Annotated in this window: 18 protein-coding genes; 12 read left to right on the forward strand and 6 right to left on the reverse strand. The window is 37.2% G+C overall.

The features are described 5' to 3' along the window. Nucleotides 1-125 precede the first annotated feature (125 nt). From pyrB to pyrE, 8 genes are read left to right on the forward strand one after another with little or no spacing between them, the layout of a single operon-like run. A complete protein-coding gene (gene pyrB, locus ABH959_RS07455; protein ID WP_033707132.1) occupies nucleotides 126-1040 on the forward strand; it encodes an aspartate carbamoyltransferase in 915 nt (304 codons plus the stop codon). Beyond that, nucleotides 1024-2310, forward strand: a complete 1287-nt coding sequence (gene pyrC / locus ABH959_RS07460) for a dihydroorotase (RefSeq protein ID WP_033707133.1) — start codon at nucleotides 1024-1026, stop codon at nucleotides 2308-2310. Before pyrB ends, pyrC begins: the two co-directional genes overlap by 17 nt. Next, on the forward strand, nucleotides 2307-3404 hold the full coding sequence (locus tag ABH959_RS07465; protein ID WP_002121861.1) for a carbamoyl phosphate synthase small subunit: 1098 nt from the start codon (nucleotides 2307-2309) through the stop codon (nucleotides 3402-3404). The genes pyrC and ABH959_RS07465 overlap by 4 nt, the downstream gene beginning before the upstream one ends. Next, nucleotides 3389-6607, forward strand: a complete 3219-nt coding sequence (gene carB / locus ABH959_RS07470; protein ID WP_404492412.1) for a carbamoyl-phosphate synthase large subunit — start codon at nucleotides 3389-3391, stop codon at nucleotides 6605-6607. The genes ABH959_RS07465 and carB overlap by 16 nt, the downstream gene beginning before the upstream one ends. Then, the gene (gene pyrK / locus ABH959_RS07475) at nucleotides 6604-7383 is read left to right on the forward strand and encodes a dihydroorotate oxidase B electron transfer subunit (RefSeq protein WP_002137972.1); all 780 of its coding nucleotides are present in this window, start codon (nucleotides 6604-6606) and stop codon (nucleotides 7381-7383) included. The genes carB and pyrK overlap by 4 nt, the downstream gene beginning before the upstream one ends. Beyond that, on the forward strand, nucleotides 7380-8309 hold the full coding sequence (gene pyrD, locus ABH959_RS07480; RefSeq protein WP_002088238.1) for a dihydroorotate oxidase B catalytic subunit: 930 nt from the start codon (nucleotides 7380-7382) through the stop codon (nucleotides 8307-8309). The genes pyrK and pyrD overlap by 4 nt, the downstream gene beginning before the upstream one ends. Further along, nucleotides 8294-9010, forward strand: coding sequence for an orotidine-5'-phosphate decarboxylase (gene pyrF, locus ABH959_RS07485; protein ID WP_000083488.1), 717 nt, complete (start codon nucleotides 8294-8296; stop codon nucleotides 9008-9010). The genes pyrD and pyrF overlap by 16 nt, the downstream gene beginning before the upstream one ends. Beyond that, nucleotides 9007-9639 (forward strand): orotate phosphoribosyltransferase, encoded by a 633-nt coding sequence (pyrE, locus tag ABH959_RS07490; protein ID WP_000711455.1) that lies wholly within the window; start codon nucleotides 9007-9009, stop codon nucleotides 9637-9639. Before pyrF ends, pyrE begins: the two co-directional genes overlap by 4 nt. 45 nt (nucleotides 9640-9684) lie before the next feature. On the opposite strand, the gene ABH959_RS07495 is transcribed toward pyrE, so the two are convergent. The 3 genes from ABH959_RS07495 to ABH959_RS07505 form a co-directional block, all read right to left on the reverse strand. Beyond that, nucleotides 9685-10362: an HAD family hydrolase gene (locus ABH959_RS07495; protein ID WP_002066886.1), complete on the reverse strand. Its 678-nt coding sequence runs from the start codon at nucleotides 10360-10362 to the stop codon at nucleotides 9685-9687. A 22-nt stretch (nucleotides 10363-10384) separates the two neighbouring features. Continuing rightward, nucleotides 10385-10639 (reverse strand): YbeF family protein, encoded by a 255-nt coding sequence (locus ABH959_RS07500; protein WP_002066887.1) that lies wholly within the window; start codon nucleotides 10637-10639, stop codon nucleotides 10385-10387. Nucleotides 10640-10805: 166 nt separating this feature from the next. Then, complete coding sequence (locus ABH959_RS07505; protein ID WP_033707139.1) at nucleotides 10806-12191, reverse strand: membrane protein; 1386 nt, start codon at nucleotides 12189-12191, stop codon at nucleotides 10806-10808. A gap of 166 nt (nucleotides 12192-12357) precedes the next feature. Here ABH959_RS07505 and ABH959_RS07510 point away from each other — a divergent pair, with 166 nt between their 5' ends. From ABH959_RS07510 to ABH959_RS07520, 3 genes are all read left to right on the forward strand, one after another. Next, nucleotides 12358-12723, forward strand: coding sequence for a YoqO family protein (locus tag ABH959_RS07510; RefSeq protein WP_002066889.1), 366 nt, complete (start codon nucleotides 12358-12360; stop codon nucleotides 12721-12723). Nucleotides 12724-13431: 708 nt separating this feature from the next. Beyond that, a complete protein-coding gene (locus tag ABH959_RS07515; protein ID WP_404492413.1) occupies nucleotides 13432-14562 on the forward strand; it encodes an RNA-guided endonuclease InsQ/TnpB family protein in 1131 nt (376 codons plus the stop codon). 167 nt (nucleotides 14563-14729) lie between these two features. Further along, a complete protein-coding gene (locus tag ABH959_RS07520; RefSeq protein WP_404492444.1) occupies nucleotides 14730-15056 on the forward strand; it encodes a YoqO family protein in 327 nt (108 codons plus the stop codon). A 32-nt stretch (nucleotides 15057-15088) separates the two neighbouring features. Here ABH959_RS07520 and ABH959_RS07525 read toward each other — a convergent pair whose 3' ends face one another. Together ABH959_RS07525 and ABH959_RS07530 are read right to left on the reverse strand one after the other, a co-directional pair. After that, nucleotides 15089-15613, reverse strand: coding sequence for a DinB family protein (locus ABH959_RS07525; RefSeq protein WP_002066772.1), 525 nt, complete (start codon nucleotides 15611-15613; stop codon nucleotides 15089-15091). 85 nt (nucleotides 15614-15698) lie between these two features. Further along, nucleotides 15699-16769: a M24 family metallopeptidase gene (locus ABH959_RS07530; protein ID WP_404492414.1), complete on the reverse strand. Its 1071-nt coding sequence runs from the start codon at nucleotides 16767-16769 to the stop codon at nucleotides 15699-15701. A 448-nt stretch (nucleotides 16770-17217) separates the two neighbouring features. On the opposite strand from ABH959_RS07530, the gene ABH959_RS07535 reads away from it, so the two are divergent. Then, entirely contained in the window at nucleotides 17218-18399 is a 1182-nt protein-coding gene (locus ABH959_RS07535; protein WP_002066774.1) for a lysozyme inhibitor LprI family protein, read from the forward strand. 43 nt (nucleotides 18400-18442) lie between these two features. Here the strand turns inward: ABH959_RS07535 and ABH959_RS07540 are convergent, their stop codons facing one another. Then, a complete protein-coding gene (locus ABH959_RS07540) occupies nucleotides 18443-20152 on the reverse strand; it encodes an Rqc2 family fibronectin-binding protein (RefSeq protein WP_002066775.1) in 1710 nt (569 codons plus the stop codon). Nucleotides 20153-20182: the final 30 nt, after the last annotated feature.

Here is a 20182-nt window from a genome sequence, read left to right on the forward strand (position 1 = left end):
GTGAGACCGGAAAGGGTGGCTTCTTTCATGCACCCTAGTCTCACACGACTAGGGTGTTTTTATACAGGTATTGTTATAAAAATACAAAAGTGGTAACATAAAAATCAGAAAGATGAGGGATGACGATGAGCCATTTGTTAACGATGAGTGAATTATCGGAAGTAGAAATTTCAGAAATTCTAAAAGACGCAGAAGATTTCGCGAATGGAAAAGAGAGCAAAACGACAGAGCAAACATTTGTTGCGAATTTGTTCTTTGAGAATAGTACGAGGACGAGATTTAGCTTTGAAGTTGCTGAGAAGAGATTAGGGCTTGAAGTATTAGACTTTTCCGCAGATGCATCTAGCGTACAAAAAGGAGAAACTTTATACGATACGATAAGAACACTAGAATCAATCGGAACAAAAGCGGTAGTCATCCGCCATGAGCAAGATCGTTACTTCGATGAATTAAAAGATCAGGTGAATATTCCAATCTTGAACGCTGGAGATGGATGTGGAAATCATCCAACGCAATGTCTACTCGATCTTCTAACAATTAAACAAGAGTTTGGAAGATTTGAAGGTTTGAAGATTGCAATAGTTGGGGATGTTCGGCATAGCCGAGTAGCACGTTCTAATGCAGAAGCATTAACGAAACTGGGCGCGACAATTTACTTTGCAAGCCCAGAAGAGTGGAAAGATGAAGAGAACACATTTGGAACGTACAAGAGTTTAGATGAACTTGTTCCAGAAGTGGATGTGATGATGTTACTTCGTGTACAACATGAGCGTCATGACCATTATGAAACAGACATTATGAAAGAATATCACGAGCAACATGGGTTAACAGTTGAAAGAGAAAAACGTATGAAAGAAGGAAGCATTATTATGCATCCAGCCCCTGTAAACCGTGATGTTGAAATTGCAAGTGAACTTGTCGAGTGTGAACGCTCACGCATATTCAAGCAAATGGAAAACGGGGTCTACGTAAGAATGGCTGTACTAAAACGCGCATTACCAAATGTATTAGGAGGAATGAAACATGAATTATTTGTTTAAAAACGGTCGTTATATGAATGAAGAAGGAACAATTGTAGCAACAGATCTTCTCGTACAAGACGGTAAAATTGCGAAGGTAGCAGAAAATATTACGGCAGATAATGCTGAAGTAATCGATGTAAATGGAAAGTTAATCGCACCTGGATTAGTAGATGTACACGTTCATCTTCGTGAACCAGGTGGTGAACATAAAGAAACAATTGAAACAGGAACACTTGCAGCAGCAAAAGGTGGATTTACTACAATTTGCGCAATGCCAAACACACGCCCAGTACCAGATTGTAAAGAACATATGGAAGACCTGCAAAAGCGTATTAAAGAAAAAGCACATGTAAATGTATTACCATATGGAGCAATTACAGTACGCCAAGCGGGTTCTGAAATGACTGATTTTGAAACGTTAAAAGAACTTGGAGCGTTTGCTTTCACTGATGATGGCGTAGGCGTGCAAGATGCAAGCATGATGTTAGCTGCAATGAAGCGTGCATCGAAATTAAATATGGCAGTTGTTGCACACTGTGAAGAGAACACACTTATTAATAAAGGATGTGTACATGAAGGGAAGTTTTCTGAGAAACACGGATTAAACGGTATCCCATCAGTATGTGAATCCGTACATATTGCCCGGGACATCTTACTTGCGGAAGCTGCAAATTGTCACTACCACGTATGTCACGTAAGTACAAAAGGATCTGTACGTGTAATCCGTGACGCGAAACGTGCTGGAATTAAGGTGACAGCAGAAGTAACACCGCATCACTTAGTATTATGTGAAGATGATATCCCATCGGCTGATCCTAACTTTAAAATGAATCCACCGCTTCGAGGAAAAGAAGATCATGCAGCGTTAATTGAAGGACTATTAGATGGAACAATTGATATGATCGCAACTGACCATGCACCGCATACTGCAGAAGAGAAAGCACAAGGGATTGAAAGAGCACCGTTCGGAATTACTGGTTTTGAAACAGCATTCCCGCTTTTATATACAAACCTTGTGAAAAAAGGAATCATTACATTAGAGCAACTGATTCAATTCTTAACAGAAAAACCGGCTGACACATTCGGTTTAGAAGCAGGGCGCCTAACAGAAGGTAGAACAGCTGATATTACAATTATTGATTTAGAACAAGAAGAAGAAATTGATCCAACAACATTCTTATCAAAAGGAAAAAATACACCATTCGCAGGTTGGAAATGCCAAGGTTGGCCGGTTATGACAATCGTTGGTGGTAAGATCGCATGGCAAAAGGAGAGTGCATTAGTATGAAAAGACAACTTATCTTAGAAGATGGAACAGTATTAATTGGAAAAGGTTTCGGAGGAGAAATCGAAAAGTCAGGTGAGGTTGTATTTACAACTGGGATGACTGGATATCAAGAAACTTTATCTGATCCATCATACTGCGGTCAAATCGTAACATTTACGTATCCATTAATCGGAAACTATGGCATTAACCGTGATGATTTTGAGTCAATCCACCCATCTGTAAATGGTTTAATCGTAAACGAAATTTGTGATCACCCATCAAACTTCCGTAATGAAATTTCATTAAATGATTACTTGAAAGAAAGAAATATCCCAGGATTAGCAGGAATTGATACGAGAAAATTAACAAGAAAAATTCGTCAATATGGAACTTTACGCGGACGTCTTTGCAATATGGATGTGGATGTAGAGGACATCGTTAGCCAATTGAAAGCAACTGTCTTTACAGATCATGTGAAACGCGTATCAACAAAAGATCCATACCCAAGTCCAGGCCGTGGACATCGCGTTGTACTTGTAGACTTCGGAATGAAACATGGTATTTTACGAGAATTAAATAAGCGTGATTGTGATGTAATTGTTGTACCTTACAATACAACAGCAGAAGAAATTTTACGCCTTAGCCCAGATGGAATTATGTTAAGTAATGGACCTGGGGACCCAAAAGATGTACCAGAAGCAATTGAAATGTTAAAAGACATTATTGGTAAAGTTCCTTTATTCGGGATTTGCTTAGGACATCAATTGTTCGCCCTAGCATCTGGTGCGAATACTAGTAAGTTAAAATTCGGTCACCGTGGTTTAAATCATCCAGTAAAAAATCTTGCAACTGGAAAAGTAGCAATTACATCTCAAAACCATGGTTACGCAGTAGAAGAAGAATCAGTTGGAAATACAGAACTTGAAATTACACATGTTGCTTTAAATGATGGAACAGTAGAAGGTCTTCGTCATACGAAGTTCCCAGCATTTACAGTGCAATACCATCCAGAAGCTTCTGCAGGACCAGAAGATGCAAATGATTTATTCGAAGATTTCTTAGCAATGATTGAAAACTTCAAGAAAGAAGGGGAAGAGTTATGCCAAAACGCCTAGACATTAACACAATTTTAGTAATCGGATCAGGACCAATTGTAATTGGGCAAGCAGCAGAGTTTGATTACTCTGGTACACAAGCTTGTCAATCTCTTAGAGAAGAAGGTTACAAAGTAATCCTTGTTAACTCTAACCCAGCAACAATTATGACAGATACTGCAACAGCAGATAAAGTATATATAGAACCATTAACATTAGAATTCGTAAGCCGTATCATTCGTAAAGAACGTCCAGATGCACTCCTACCAACATTAGGTGGTCAAACAGGCCTAAACATGGCGGTTGAACTTGCGAAATCAGGCATACTTGAAGAGTGCGGAGTTGAAATTTTAGGAACAAAATTATCAGCAATCGAGCAAGCCGAGGATCGTGACTTATTCCGTACATTAATGCAGGAATTAAATGAACCAATTCCATCTAGCACGATTATTCATACGCTGGAAGAAGCGCATGAATTTGTAAAAGAAATTGGTTATCCAGTTATTGTTCGCCCAGCATTTACAATGGGGGGAACAGGTGGCGGAATCTGTAATAATGAAGAAGAACTAATTGAAATCGTATCAGGTGGATTAAAACATAGTCCAGTAACACAATGTTTATTAGAAAAGAGTATTGCTGGTTGTAAGGAAATTGAATATGAAGTAATGCGCGATTCGAATGATAACGCGATTGTAGTATGTAACATGGAAAATATCGATCCGGTCGGGGTTCACACAGGTGATTCTATCGTTGTAGCACCGAGCCAAACATTAAGTGACCGTGAGTATCAAATGTTACGAAACACTTCATTAAGAATTATTCGTGCATTAGGAATTGAAGGTGGATGTAACGTTCAGCTTGCACTTGATCCACATAGCTTCCAATACTATGTAATCGAAGTAAACCCGCGTGTAAGTCGTTCATCTGCACTAGCATCTAAAGCAACTGGATATCCAATTGCGAAGCTAGCGGCAAAAATTGCAGTCGGTTTAACATTAGATGAAATTATAAATCCAGTAACACAAAAAACATACGCTTGTTTCGAACCAGCATTAGACTATGTTGTTTCAAAAATTCCGCGCTGGCCATTTGATAAGTTTGAATCAGCAAACAGAACACTTGGTACACAAATGAAGGCAACTGGTGAAGTTATGTCAATCGGACGTAACTTAGAGCAATCATTATTAAAAGCGATTCGTTCTTTAGAACTTGGCGTTTATCACCTAGAGTTAGACCACTTAAAAGAGCTTGATAAAGAAACTATGAAAAAGCGTATTATAAAAGCTGATGATGAGCGACTGTTTATTGTAGCGGAAGCAATTCGTCAAGGTGTAACGAAAGAAGCAATCAACGATTGGTGTGAAATGGACTTCTTCTTCTTACAAAAAGTTGAAAATATCGTAAACATGGAACGCGAAGTAAAAGAAAATGTAGGAAATATGGAAGTATTACAATCAGCGAAAGAAATGGGCTTCAGTGACCATTACATCGCTAATGCTTGGAACAAAACAGAGCGTGAAATTTACGATATGCGCAAAGAAAGCAATATAACTCCTGTTTATAAAATGGTAGATACTTGTGCTGCAGAGTTTGAATCTGCAACACCATACTACTACAGCACATATGGTGACGAGAATGAATCGGTTAGAACAGATCGTAAGAGTGTAGTAGTTCTAGGATCTGGTCCAATCCGTATTGGTCAAGGTGTTGAGTTTGACTATGCAACAGTTCACTCTGTATGGGCAATTAAAGAAGCGGGATATGAGGCAATCATTGTTAATAACAATCCAGAAACAGTTTCAACAGACTTCAGTATTTCTGACAAATTATACTTTGAACCATTAACAATCGAAGATGTAATGCACATTATCGATTTAGAAAAGCCAGAAGGTGTTATCGTCCAATTCGGTGGACAAACGGCAATTAACTTAGCGGCTAAATTAGAAGCACACGGTGTGAAAATTTTAGGAACATCACTTGAAGATTTAGACCGTGCAGAAGATCGTGATAAGTTTGAAGCAGCTTTAACAAAGCTTGGTATCCCGCAACCAGTTGGTAAAACAGCAACGACTGTAGAGCAAGCGGTAGCAATCGCTGACAAAATTGGTTACCCAGTATTAGTAAGACCATCTTACGTACTAGGTGGACGCGCGATGGAAATCGTATACCGTCAAGAAGAACTGCTGCACTACATGAAAAATGCGGTTAAAGTTCACGCAGATCACCCAGTATTAATCGACCGTTATATGGTTGGTAAAGAAATTGAAGTAGATGCAATTTCAGACGGTGAGAATGTATTCATTCCAGGTATTATGGAACATATCGAACGCGCTGGAGTTCACTCTGGGGATTCAATTGGAGTATATCCACCACAGAGCTTATCTGAAAAACTAAAAGAACAAATTATTGAACATACAATTGGGCTTGGAAAAGGTTTAAACATTGTTGGATTACTAAACATTCAGTTTGTAGTATTCAAAGATGAAGTGTATGTAATTGAAGTAAATCCACGTGCGAGCCGTACAGTACCATTCTTAAGTAAAATTACAGGCGTACCGATGGCAAATATCGCAACGAAAGTTATTTTAGGTCAAAACCTTGTAGAACAAGGATATGGAACTGGCTATCACCCAGAAGAGAAGGAAGTGTATGTAAAAGCACCGGTATTCTCATTTGCGAAACTACGCTCAGTTGATACAACATTAGGGCCTGAAATGAAATCAACAGGGGAAGTAATGGGTAAAGATTTAACGCTTGAAAAAGCATTATATAAAGGACTTGTTGCTTCAGGAATTAATATTCCAACGCACGGATCAGTAATCATCACTGTAGCGGATAAAGATAAAGAAGAAGCGCTGGAAATTGCAAAACGCTTCCATGAAATCGGCTATAACTTATTAGCAACAGCAGGAACAGCACAATCGCTAACAGAACAAAACATTCCGGTGCAAGTTGTAAACAAAATTGATTCTGAAGACTACAACTTACTTGATATTATCCGTCAAGGGAAAGCGCAGTTTGTAATCAATACATTAACAAAAGGAAAACAACCAGCGCGTGATGGTTTCCGCATTCGCCGTGAATCAGTAGAAAATGGTGTGGCTTGCTTAACATCACTTGATACAACGAGAGCAATCTTGAGAGTATTAGAATCTATGACATTCTCAGCTCATTCAATGAAAGAAATTACGCAAACGAAGCGTCACGAGGTGGTACATGCATGATGCAAAAGCAAAATATGATCGTCGTTAACCAAAAAGAAATCGCAAAAAATATTTACGAATTAGTGCTTCAAGGGGATTTAGTGCAGCAAATGAACGATCCAGGGCAGTTTGTACACATTAAGGTAGCAGAGGGCATTACGCCCCTTCTGCGCCGCCCAATTAGTATTTGTAATGTCGATCAAGACAAGAACGAATTTACAATGCTATATCGTGCGGAAGGACAAGGGACAAAAACATTAGCGAAAAGAAAACAAGGTGAACTTGTAGATGTTTTAGGACCACTTGGTCATGGATTTCCTGTAGAAGAAGCGGAATCTGGACAAACGGCTCTATTAGTTGGTGGGGGAATTGGTGTACCACCACTATATGAATTGTCACAGCGTCTTGTAGCAAAAGGAGTACGCGTTATTCACATCTTAGGTTTCCAAACGAAAGATGTTGTCTTCTATGAAGAGAAATTCGCAGAACTTGGTGATACGTATGTTGCAACAGTTGATGGTACACATGGTACACAAGGGTTTGTAACAGATGTAATCGATAGCTATGGAATTGACTTTGACATTCTCTACTCATGTGGACCTTTAGCGATGCTTCGTGCATTAGAAGGACGCTATAAGGAGAGAAAAGCCTACATTTCATTAGAAGAACGTATGGGCTGTGGTATCGGAGCATGTTTCGCATGTGTATGCCATTTGCAAGCAGATCCGAGTGGACATTCTTACAAGAAGGTGTGTAGCGACGGACCAGTATTTCCAATCGGGGAGGTTGTACTATGAACAGATTGCAAGTTGAATTACCAGGGTTATCATTAAAAAATCCAATCATCCCAGCATCTGGTTGCTTCGGATTTGGTCGTGAGTATGCACAGTTCTATGATTTAAGTGTACTTGGATCAATTATGATTAAAGCGACGACAGAACAACCTCGTTATGGAAACCCAACGCCTCGTGTTGCTGAAACACCAGGCGGAATGCTAAATGCAATCGGGCTTCAAAATCCTGGATTAGAAAAGGTAATGAATTCTGAATTACCTTTTCTCGAGCAATTTGATCTTCCGATTATTGCAAACGTTGCGGGTTCACAAGCTGAGGATTACGTAGCGGTTGCGAAGGCAATTTCAAAGGCACCTAATGTTCATGCGCTAGAATTAAATATTTCTTGTCCAAACGTAAAAACGGGTGGTATCGCTTTTGGTACAAATCCTGAAATTGCTGCTGATTTAACGAAGCGAGTAAAAGAGGTTTCTGAAGTACCGGTATATGTGAAATTGTCACCGAACGTGGCAAACATTGTGGAAATTGCAAAAGCAATTGAAAATGCGGGTGCGGACGGTTTAACGATGATTAATACATTGCTTGGTATGCGTCTAGATTTAAAAACTGCAAAACCAATTTTAGCAAACCGTACGGGCGGACTATCAGGGCCTGCGATTAAGCCAGTAGCAATTCGCATGGTACATGAAGTAAGTCAAGCGGTTAACATTCCGATTATCGGAATGGGTGGTATTGAAACAGCGGAAGATGTAATTGAATTCTTCTATGCGGGCGCAAGCGCGGTTGCAGTAGGGACAGCGAACTTTATCGATCCGTTCGTATGTCCAACAATTATTGAAGAGTTACCTGCATTACTAGATGAATTAGGATTTGATCACATTTCGGAATGTCAAGGAAGGAGCTGGAAGCAAACATGTCACAGTCGCTAATCGTTGCACTGGATTTTCCAGGGAAACAAGATGTAGAACAATTCTTACACCACTTTGAAGGGGAAGAGTTATTTGTCAAAGTTGGTATGGAGTTATTTTACAAAGAAGGCCCTGCAATTATTACGTACTTAAAAGAAAAAGGGCATAAGATCTTCCTAGATTTAAAACTTCATGATATTCCGAATACAGTAAAAAGTGCTATGCGTAGCCTAGCTAGTCTAGATGTTGATATGGTAAATGTTCATGCTGCTGGGGGAAGCAGTATGATGAAAGCTGCGATTGAGGGATTAGAGGAAGGTAAGCAAGAAGGAAAAGAGAGACCGATTTGTATTGCAGTTACACAACTAACAAGCACTTCGGAAGCTATGATGAAAAAAGAGATCGGCATTGAGAAAACGTTAGAAGAAGCGGTTGCTCATTATGCAAAATTAACGAAAGAAAGTGGACTTGATGGAGTTGTTTGTTCAACACTTGAAGTTCCAAAATTACGTGAAGTATGCGGAAATGAATTTGTAACAGTAACACCGGGGATTCGTCTTGCAAGCGATGATGTAAATGACCAAGTGCGCGTAGCAACACCGAAACGTGCGAGGGAACTTGGTTCAAGCTACATCGTAGTTGGACGTAGTATTACAAAAGCAGAAAATCCGCTTGAAGCGTATAAAACAGTAAAACAACAGTGGGAAGGTGTAACAGTATGAAAAAAGAAATCGCATCGCATTTATTAGAAATTGGAGCAGTATTTTTACAGCCGAATGATCCATTTACTTGGTCTTCTGGTATGAAATCACCAATTTATTGTGATAATCGTTTAACTTTATCTTATCCAAAAGTACGCCAAGCGATTGCAGCTGGATTAGAAGAGTTAATTAAAGAGCACTTCCCAACTGTAGAAGTTATTGCAGGAACAGCAACTGCTGGTATTGCGCACGCTGCATGGGTAAGCGATCGTATGGATTTACCGATGTGCTACGTACGTAGTAAAGCAAAAGGTCACGGTAAAGGGAACCAAATCGAAGGAAAAGCTGAAAAAGGTCAAAAAGTAGTAGTAGTAGAAGACTTAATTTCAACTGGCGGTAGTGCAATTACATGTGTAGAAGCACTTCGCGAAGCTGGCTGTGAAGTATTAGGAATCGTATCAATCTTCACATACGAGCTTGAGTCAGGAAAAGAGAAACTAGAAGCAGCAAACGTAGCATCATATTCTTTAAGTGATTACAGTGCATTAACTGAAGTTGCAGCAGAAAAAGGTATGATCGGACAAGCTGAAACGAAAAAATTACAAGAGTGGCGTAAAAATCCAGCTGACGAGGCTTGGGTTACAGCGTAACACTCATATATAAAAAGACGACTGCGGGGGAACGCGGTCGTCTTTTTATATCATTGCTAAAATTTCATGTAAAGAACATATAGTAGGAACATCGTACTTGGGCTGCGAGTTATTCCGATTTAACCATATCCCTTGCATTCCGGCCGTTGTACTACTAATTGCATCTGTTTCTAATCGATCGCCAATATAATAGCAATCTTTCAGTTCAAGGTTCGATTGTAATCCAACCATTTTAAAAATTTCTGGATTTGGCTTTGATAAACCAATTTTACTAGAAGTAAAAATATACTTGAAATATTGTAGAATGTTTAAAGCTGTTAATTTTTCGATTTGTTGTTCATAATCGCCATTACTAATGATACCTAATGAGTATCCTCTTTGCTGCAAGGTTTGTAATGTATAGAGTACATCTTCAAACGCAATCCAGTTGTTCTTATATAGTTCTATATATTGATTGAATCTGTGCTGAGATTCCTCGAGGGGTAAGTTTACTCCATATGTTTTAAATAAATGATACATTCGCATCCCTTGTTGTTCTTGAAAGGATAATTCTTTGGATAAAAATTTGTTGAAATATTCTTCTGATAATGCATGCCATAGTTTCGTGGCCTCTAATTCGCTTCCAGAAAAAATATCATTGTACTTCTGGAAAAAATGTGAAATGCCATTTCTCTCAGCGGCGTCATAATCAAGTAAAGTTCCATCGATATCAAAGAAAATCATATTGCAATCTCCTTACTAATAACTACTTAGTATTTGCCGCAACTTCATATCCTCTCACAAATAATAGAGTCATATAAGAAATGATAAATGAGAAGATGCTATACATACCAACCCAAAAGAAAAACTTTGGAGTAAAGGCGAAAACACCTATTATTAAAAAACTAGCAAACGTTACAATTGGCATTACGTAATACGTTTTCGTTTTACGCGTTCCAATAACAGAAACGATAAAGATAAGTAATGGACAAATTAATAAGACGAAAATCAATTCATTCATAGTTATGTCCCCTTTTCTAATTGCAGTAATCTGTTCTTCGTAAACGTTTTGAAATAAATACTCTCCTAATATAATTTCGCTAACATATAAATAATCCCTTTTGAAAGTCAGCAATTAATGATGAATTTTACAATAAAAAACGTAAGCAAGAGAATACTTGCTTACGTTATAGGATAAACATCGCAACGATAGTGGTGACGATTAAGCCGATAATAACAGGTAAAAAGTTTCGGCGTGCGAGTTCAAATGGATCTACTTTACAAATGGCAGCGGCAGGAATAAGCGCCCAAGGAATTAAAGTCCCGCCCCCGGTCCATATGGCTGCAATTTGCCCGAGTGCTGTTAATGTAGCTGTTCCATGCCCAAGTGCTGTTCCGAAAAGGTTAGCAATTGAACCAGCAAGCGAAATACCAGAAAAGCCAGATCCGTCTAACCCGGTAATGACACCAACGATAGTTAATGTCCCAGCCGATACATATTGATTTAAAGGAACCGTTTGAGATAAGGCGATTCCTAAGTCATTAATAATTCCATGTGAACCTTTCGGTAAATAGTCTCCGATAATTTTTACAAAGCCGCTATCTCCTAAATAAAAAAGTGCAGCAATTGGAATAACTGGACCGAAAATTTTAAATCCAAATTGTAGTCCTGCTATAAAATAATCGGTCGTTTTATTCAGGCCATTTCCTTTGTAGGCGATGAGAGAAATGATGATAATCATAATAACAGTCGTCCCGCCGATAAGTGCGGTTGCGTCGCTTCCTTGTAGTTTAAACTGAATCATGCAAAGGATATCGATGGCATATACGATAGGGATACATATGGCAAGGCATCTCTTTGCCCGAGGAGATAATGAAGTGAGCGTTTTAGAAGGCTCGGTTGATGGGATAGATTCTTGTATATATAAGCCTGTATGAAATTCTTTTCGTAAGAAGAAAAATGCGACAGAAGTTGTCACAATACCCATAACGATAACGAGGGGAACACTGGCAGAAATAACGCTAGAAACAGGAAGTCCGGCGGCGTCTGCGGTTAATTTTGGTGCACCTTGAATAACGAAGTCACCTGATAAGGCAATGCCGTGTCCGAATAAGTTCATAGCAATTGCGACTCCAATTGGCGGAAGGCCGACGCGTACAGCGACGGGTAATAAAATAGCCCCCATTAAGGCGACAGCCGGAGAAGGCCAAAAGAAGAAAGAAATTGTCATCATCAAAAGGCCGATAATCCAGTAGGCGAGGGTAGGTGTACGAATCATTTTTGTAAATGGTGAAATCATCGTATCATTTATGCCGGTATGAACGAGTAAATTGCTCATTGATACGATAATGGAGATGATTAATATAGTTGGTAATAGCTCAGTAATGGCGTAAATGAAACTTTGAAAAATACCGCTAATGGCAAGAGGGATAGAGCTTGTAGCGGTTAATGCTAATAAAAAGATAAAAACGATACAAATAATCGTCGTATCTTTCCGGAGAATAAAGAAGGTAATAATGGTTAGTAAGCAAAGAACATAGAGAGCATGTAAAAGCGTTAATTCAACTCCCATAACATCCACATCCTTTAGGCGTTCGTGTAGTTTATTGTATGAAAGCAGAGAAAGTATGTGAGTATAGGAAAAAGAAAAAAGTGAAATTTCATGTACTGTAATGGTAAGGAATGAAAATGGATGTTAAAATACAATTAATCCTAAAAATGGAATTTAAGGAGGGCTTATGCGCAAAAAAATTGGATTTTGGGGATTCATCATATCTTGTAGTCTATTAATCATTTTAAATCTGTTTACAAACAATGAATGGATAAGTATCATACCTGTTTTCGGGTTTGTTTTTGTACTGTTATATAACTGGGATGATATGAAACAATATAGCAAGAAAAGTATTAGAATTATGATAGGTATCATTGTTGTTAGTTCGTTTGTCGTAGGTTTTATTTTAATAGAAGGTCAGAAGCAAATGGAGAAAATGTCTATTTTTCAACAGTGGTTGTCTTCTACGAAAGGTCTTTATATTGTAATTGTAGTAGTTATTTTTCTAAGAATTGTTATAAGCCTAGCAAGTTACATATTAAAGGAGAAATAGAATGGGGGAGTACGAATGAGAGAGAAAATAGGGTAACTAACTGTTACGATTTATTTAACCAATTATAACGAAAGTTAATTAAATATATCAGTAAGCCCTGCTAGTCAAGTGATTGGCTAGTAGTGAGGGTTAACTGCGGGTAATCCCTAAAGCTGATTGAACTACAGCGTGGCTAGAAATAGCGAGCGCGAATGTCGCGAAAGCAGAAAAAACCAATCAGATCGTGCAAGGTTAAATCCTAAACACTAGAACAATGGGTCTTCCGCCTCGAATCATCTAAGTCAAAATTGATAAGATGAACGTTCAACGACTATCTCGTATAACTGACGAGAGTACATCACAAGCCTATGGTGGTGGAAAAATCCTCTATCTCTAAGTAGATAAACATATAGTCTGCGCTCATGTGAAAACATGAGAAGTTCATAAGAGAACTGGCTAAGGAATTGCGCCCTTAGTTGAACAAGATAAATTTTATTGAATCTATCAAACTTTATTGAATTTACCGAACGTACGTGCTATGTTAGGTTCAATGAGGTGAGAATAATAATGAAATTTTCACGAGTTAGTCAAGTATCCGAATTAACAGGTTTGCATCCGAGTAGTCTCAGGAGAATGCTGGTGGAACACGCTACTATTCAGAAGAATAAATCTTTCATTATCTGAAAGGTGAGTGCCCGAATAATCGCACAGTAAAGGAGTTAAATTCTGATGATATTGGCGAAGAAAGTCAGACTGATTCCAACGCCTGAACAAGAAAAAGTACTTAGAAACCATGCTGGTGCTGCAAGATTCGCTTATAACTATTGTAAAAGAATGAGTGATAGGTACTATAAGCTATTTGGAAAATCTGTTTCACAGTTAGCTTTACAGAAACGATTTACAAAGATCAAGAAGCGAAAGAGATATAAGTGGTTAAAAGACATCAATGCACAAGTTCCCAAACAGGCTTCAAAAGATTTTGACAAGGCGAGGAAACATTCGTTCGAAAAGTACAAAAATGGTTATCACACTTCTTATAAATCCAAAAAAGATTTAATCCAAGGATTTTATGCCAATTATGAAAGACTGATTATAGGAAAGAAAGTAGTTGATATTCAGTCCATTGGAGAAGTGAAAACAAGCCAACAACTACCAAGAAACAAAAAACCATCAAATCCAAGAGTTACCTTTGAAGGTCGTCACTGGTGGATTAGTGTAGGGTTCGAAGAATCCTTTGAAGCACAAGAATTAACCGATGAGTCGATTGGTGTGGATGTTGGTTTAAAAGAGCTGTTTGTGGCTTCTAATGGTACGAAAGAACGAAATATAAACAAAGATGCCAAGGTTAAAAAACTTTTGAAAAGGAAAAAGTCAGCGCAAAGAGATATGTCTAGGAGATTTACAAAAGGTGTGAAAATTCAGTCTGCCGGATATGAAAAAGCTAAAACTGAGCACCTGCGGTTATCTAGGAAAATTATGAATATCCGAAATAACCATATCCATCAAGCAACAGCTAAATTGGTGAAAACCAAACCAATGAGGATTGTTGTGGAAGACTTATCTATCTCAAACCTGTTAAAAAACAAAAAACTATCGAAAGCATTTTCATTTCAAAAATTAAACTTCTTCTTTCAATGTTTATCATACAAGTGCGAGAAGTATGGCATTGAGTATGTAAAAGCTGATAAATGGTTCGCCTCAAGCAAGATTTGCTCATGTTGCGGGGTGAAATACGACCATTCAGTTCAACCAGAAGGACAGTGGAGTTTAAAAATACGTGAGTGGTGTTGTGTTGGGTGCAATAGCCATCACGATAGGGATGTAAATGCTTCGATAAATTTATCAAGATGGGTAAAATAAATGCTTGATAATAGGAGGTAACGATACTGCCTCGTGTGGAGTGTTATACCCCTCGTCCCTTCGGGGGTGCGAGAACACGATGAAGCACTAACTTGTGTAAATTTGATTGAATTGTATAGATTTAGTTAAGTTTATCGTATCGGTATTATGGTGTACTTGCTTGTTTAATATTATCTATCATTTCAGGACAATTTCTTAAAAGTGAATGGATAGGCGTTATATTATGTATAGGCGTACTGTTTTTTGCTCCTTTGTACCGCTGGAGTGAATGGAAAGCATATAGTCGAAAAAAGAAAATTGTTCTTAGTATCGAGTTTGTATTTGTAATTAGCACGATTCCGTTTTTGTTACTGAAAGGAAATGAGATAATAGATGGAATTGTAATTTTTCAAGGGTGGTTATTCATCGCGAAATTGCTATATTTAATATGTATTTTAATAGCGGTAGCGGTGGTCGCTAAAAAAGTAAACGAAAAGCTATTCGCTAATGAATAAAAGAAAATGCCACCTTATTCGGTGGCATTTTCTTACTTTACTGAATGAGCTTTTTGCATCTTTTTAATTAAACGAATTTGTCCGCGATGGTTGATCTCATCTTCAAATACGTGAAACCATTTAAAGTAGTTATTTGCTGGTTTGTCATGCCAAAAGTCGGTCGTTTTAAATAGCCATTCGTCAGGTAAAGACTGAAATGTTTCGATCGTTTTAGAGCGCACTTCTTGTAACGTATTTATGTAAAATTCTATTGAGTTGCCTTTTATTTTCTCACGTCCAAGATTTCCTAACTCAACAGCAGGTAACCAACGTTCTAATTCAGCATCTGTTGGTTCACGATCTTCAAAAGTATGAATTTGGTAGTAAAATTCAATAGCAGCCATATGGTACAAAAGCATACCAATTGAATTTGCTTCATCATCATATAAATAATCAAGTTCTTCAATTGTTAAGCCTTCGACAGCCTGCATTGTTGTATAGCGAGCGTAATTCATCATGGAAACAAGTTTTGAAAACTCAACTTGTAAACCATCTACCTTATCGATTACAAAGTTCAATTAAAATTCTCCCTCTTTAAACAATTACTCCAGAGAAGGAATTCTATGTGTAAAGAAAAAACTCCTGTTAAAAAGTTCATGATTTTTAACAGGGAATGACAATTAGTTCCCGATTTGCCTTTGTAATAACTTCATATCCGTCTTTTGTGATGACAATATCATCTTCAATTCTACACCCGCCCCAGTTTGGTATATAAATACCTGGTTCAACTGTAACAACCATACCTTCTTCTAAAGTAGCCTTACTTTCTTGGGATAGACGGAGAGGTTCATGAATTTCTAACCCAAGCCCATGACCAGTAGAGTGGCCGAAATATTGACCATATCCATGTTCTGTAATGTAATTTCTCGTTACATCATCGATACTTTTCGCAGTTTCTCCAGGTTTAATCGCTTCAGTTCCACGCTTTAATGCTTCTAACACAACATTATATATTTTTTTAAATTCTTCTGATGGCTCGCCGATTGCTACAGTACGTGTAATATCGGAACAATATCCATTATAAAGGGCACCGAAATCTAATGTAACGATATCGCCGCGTTCGATTATTTTATTCGATGCGACTCCATGAGGAAGGGAAGAACGAACACCAGAAGCTACAATGATTTGAAACGACGAAGATGCAGCTCCTTTTTTTCGCATGAAAAATTCTAATTCGTCTCGGACAGCAGTCTCACTTATTCCTGGCTTTAGAAACGTAAGGATGTGGTGAAATGATTCGTCAGCAATAGTAGCCGCAATTTTCATTGTTTCTATTTCAGGTGTGTCTTTAATAATGCGAATATCTTCGATGATTTCGCACACTTGCACCATTTCCGCATGTATGTATTTTTGTAAGTTTTTATATTGTTGTAATGTCATGTTATTTTCTTCAATTCCAAGTTTTTGAATGTTTAATTTCGATACTTGATTTGCGATTTCTTTTTCTAGATTTCCTTTATGCATAATAATTTCAGCTTCTTTTATTTGTGATTTCGCTTGATCTACATAGCGAAAATCAGTTATAAAAACCGCTTTATCCGCAGAGATTAAGACGACGCCAGCGCTACCTGTAAAGCCTGTTGCATATTGGCGATTTTCTTTTTTAGTAATAAGTAATCCGTCAATTTCATATTTTTGTAGTTGATTTTGGATTTTAGTAATTCTTAAATTCATGTTAATTTCCCCCTTTTCACAGTATTGAATAAAGCAAATAGCGTGCCAAAAGATAACTTTAGAGAAAGGATAGTGGGGAATATATATAAGGGAAGGTAAAGTAAAGTTCTGTCCGCTATTTGTGGGAAGGACTATTTGAAAACTACGGATTGCTTCAAAATATTAGTGAGCAAATGAAAAGAACATCGAATCGTTTTTTTTACACACTGTAAAATTTTTTATACAAATACGAGAAAATAATGTCAAATTTTTTGGAATATCGAAGTCAGGAAAGAAAAGGATAAGCGATGTTTAGAGTGTATATTTGAAAATAACATTAAATTTATTGTTTATTTTAATATGAAAATTAATATATAAATAAAAAATTATTGATACAATAGGTAATTGTTGGGTTTCTCTCGAAGATAGGGATACGTAACGAATAAATAGGATTAAGGAATGTGAGTATATGAAAAAATTAAGTAAAGTAATGTCATTTTGCTTGGTAGTTAGTATGTTTGTTCTAGCAGGTTGTGAAAAAAGTGAAAACAAAGTTCAAGTAAATGAAAAGATTGAACAGCTTGATGAAGCACCAGAAGTGACAGGAAAAGAAGCGAAAAAGATTGTACGAAAGAGCGTAGATAGGATAGCAAACGCTTTTAGTGAGATGGAAAAAGAAAATGGATGGAGCCGAAATAATCCTGGAGATATGGAGACAGCGAAAAAAGGAGTTAAGGGATTAGTTACAGATAAGTTTGTAGAAAATCAGCTTCCTAAGTCGCTTGACACATTTAATAGGTCTAGAGAGACGGATATGTTGCCATTCCCAATTCATATTGAGCCAGACGTGAGAATAACTTGTTCACAGAAAAATGATGTTTTAAAGATTGAGACGCTTATCCTTGCAAATGATATGGGGAATGAAGCGGAGACGTGGGAATTTGTTTTAGTTTATACTGATGGAAAATGGTTAATGGATAAATGGTCATCAAATACGCCAGTAGATTTAAAGTTAACTAAAGAAGAAGCTAACGAAATTCTTAGAGTTCAAGGTTTCAAGAATGTCTCTTTCGTTAGAGAAGAGAATAGTGGAAATAAGAAATATATTTTTAAAGAAAGTAACGGAGTAGTTGCTGTGGATGCCCAAACATCTGTTATTACTCACAATGTAGATGATGAAGAGCAAGAAAAGGTAACGAAACAAGATTTTATTCAAGAGCAAGAAACAGCTAAGGGAAATGATTCCAGTATGTATACTAGTTCAAAAGAAGAGAAGCAGCCAAAAAAAGAATCTTCTTCAGTATTAGGTAAAACTAAGGCTCTAAATGAGTTAGTTGCTCTAGAAAACGAAGAAAAACATACAAATGTTATGTCAACAAATGACATAGTAAATGAAATAGAAGGAAATTATCAACTATGGGATAATAAACTAAATGAAATTTACAGTACATTAAAAAATACGATGTCAGCGGATGCATTTCAATCATTAAAAACAAAACAGATTGCATGGGTTAAAGAAAAAGAAAGAAAAGTTACAGCGATTGGTACAGATCCAAATAAAGGAACGATGAGACGTATAGAGGCTTCGGAAGAGAAATATAAGATGACAAAAGAAAGATGTTACGAATTAGTTAATGGATATATGAACTAAATTAAAGAATGCGTTGCTAGCTAGCAACGCATTCTTTAAGTATTTACGCTTTTAATTTCATTACTGTATCAGCATCTGGTGTTACATATAATGTTTGCTGATTGTCATATGTAACAAATCCAAGTTTTGCACCGCTCGGTTTTTTGACATGGCGTACCTTTGTGAAATCTACAGGAACAGAACTAGAATCTTTTGCTTTACTGTAATAAGCAGCGATTTTAGCGGCCTCGTGTAAAGTCTCTTCCGTAGGTTCAAGAGAACGAATGACAACGTGGGACCCAGGTATGTCTTTCGTATGTAACCAAATTTCATCACGACGGGAGAATTTCGTTGTTAAATAATCATTTTGCTTATTGTTTTTACCGACGAAAATTTCTGTTCCATCACTAGCTAAATATTTGTCCAATACCGGTTTTGTCGGTTTTTTCTTTGTGTTGTTCTTCTTACGATTACGTACATAACCTTCTTCGGCCAGTTCTTCACGAATCTCTTCAATATCTTTTGAAGAAGCAACCTCCATTTGTTGAAGTAAGCTATCAAAATAAAGAATTTCTTCATTTGTTTTTTCGATTTGTTCTTCTACAACAACAACTGAATTTTTTGCTTTTTGATATTTTTGGAAATAGCGTTGTGCATTGTCGGATGGTGTTCTTAAAGGATCTAATGTGATTTTTACAGTCCCACCATTTTCGTCATAATAGTTAACGACTTCTATCTCTTTATCACCTTTTTTCAAAGCGTACATATTGGCTGTAAGTAGCTCTCCAAATAGTTGGTATTTATCTGCTTTTCCGGCATCTTGTAATGTTTTTTCTAGTTTAATTAGCTTCTTTTCGTTTTTTGTTTTTTCATTTTGCATAAAGCGTTCTAAATCGTGAGCTTGTTGTTTTACACGATCGCGCTCTGCTTTACCAAAGAAGAAACGATCTAATAATTCACTAACAGATGAAAATGTTTTTTCGTTTCCTTGTAAGTGAGAAAGAGGGAATAGGTAAAAGAACTCTTTTCCATTTGCTGTTATCATTGCTGGCACGTACTGATGTGTTAGCAAAGGTTTTTGCAAGCTGAAGAAAGCTTCAGATAATGCTTTTTCATTTGCCATACCTGCTTTTTTTACAACTTCTTTTGCAAATAATGGGGAAATTCCCATGAATGCTCCGACAAGTTGTTTGTCCATGTTGCCAGATAAAAAGTCTAGCGGTTTAATAAAATCATTTTCTGTTTCGATAAGAAGCGGATTAATTTTATGTTGTGCCGGTGGGGCAACATATTCAGCTCCAGCATATACAGTACGATGTCGGTTTACCGCTAAAGAAATGTGTTTTAAGCTATCTAAAATAACATTTGTTTTCGTATCTACTAAGATAATATTACTGTGTCGTCCCATTATTTCGATTACTAATGTTTTTACTGATTCGTCACCGATTTCATTACGACTGCGGACTGTAATTTGAATAATACGTTCTAAGTCAATTTGTTCAATTTTTTCAATAAATCCACCTTCTAAATGTTTGCGAAGAAGCATACAAAACATCGGCGGTAGCGCTGGTGAATTGTAGTTTTGATTTGTTAAGTGCATACGCGCATATGTAGGGTGAGATGAAAGAATTAGCTTTTGGTTTTTTCCGTTTGCTCGAATATGTAATAAAACTTCATATTTTGAGGGTTGATATATTTTTGAAATTCTTCCTGTTTGAAGAGAATTTGCAATTTCATGTGTAATTGCTCTTGTAAATAATCCATCGAATGCCATGAATGAACACTCCTTTCTAACTAAAAGTTA

The sequence above is a fragment of the Bacillus sp. RC51 genome (assembly GCF_044908115.1).
Lineage (GTDB): Bacteria > Bacillota > Bacilli > Bacillales > Bacillaceae_G > Bacillus_A > Bacillus_A mycoides.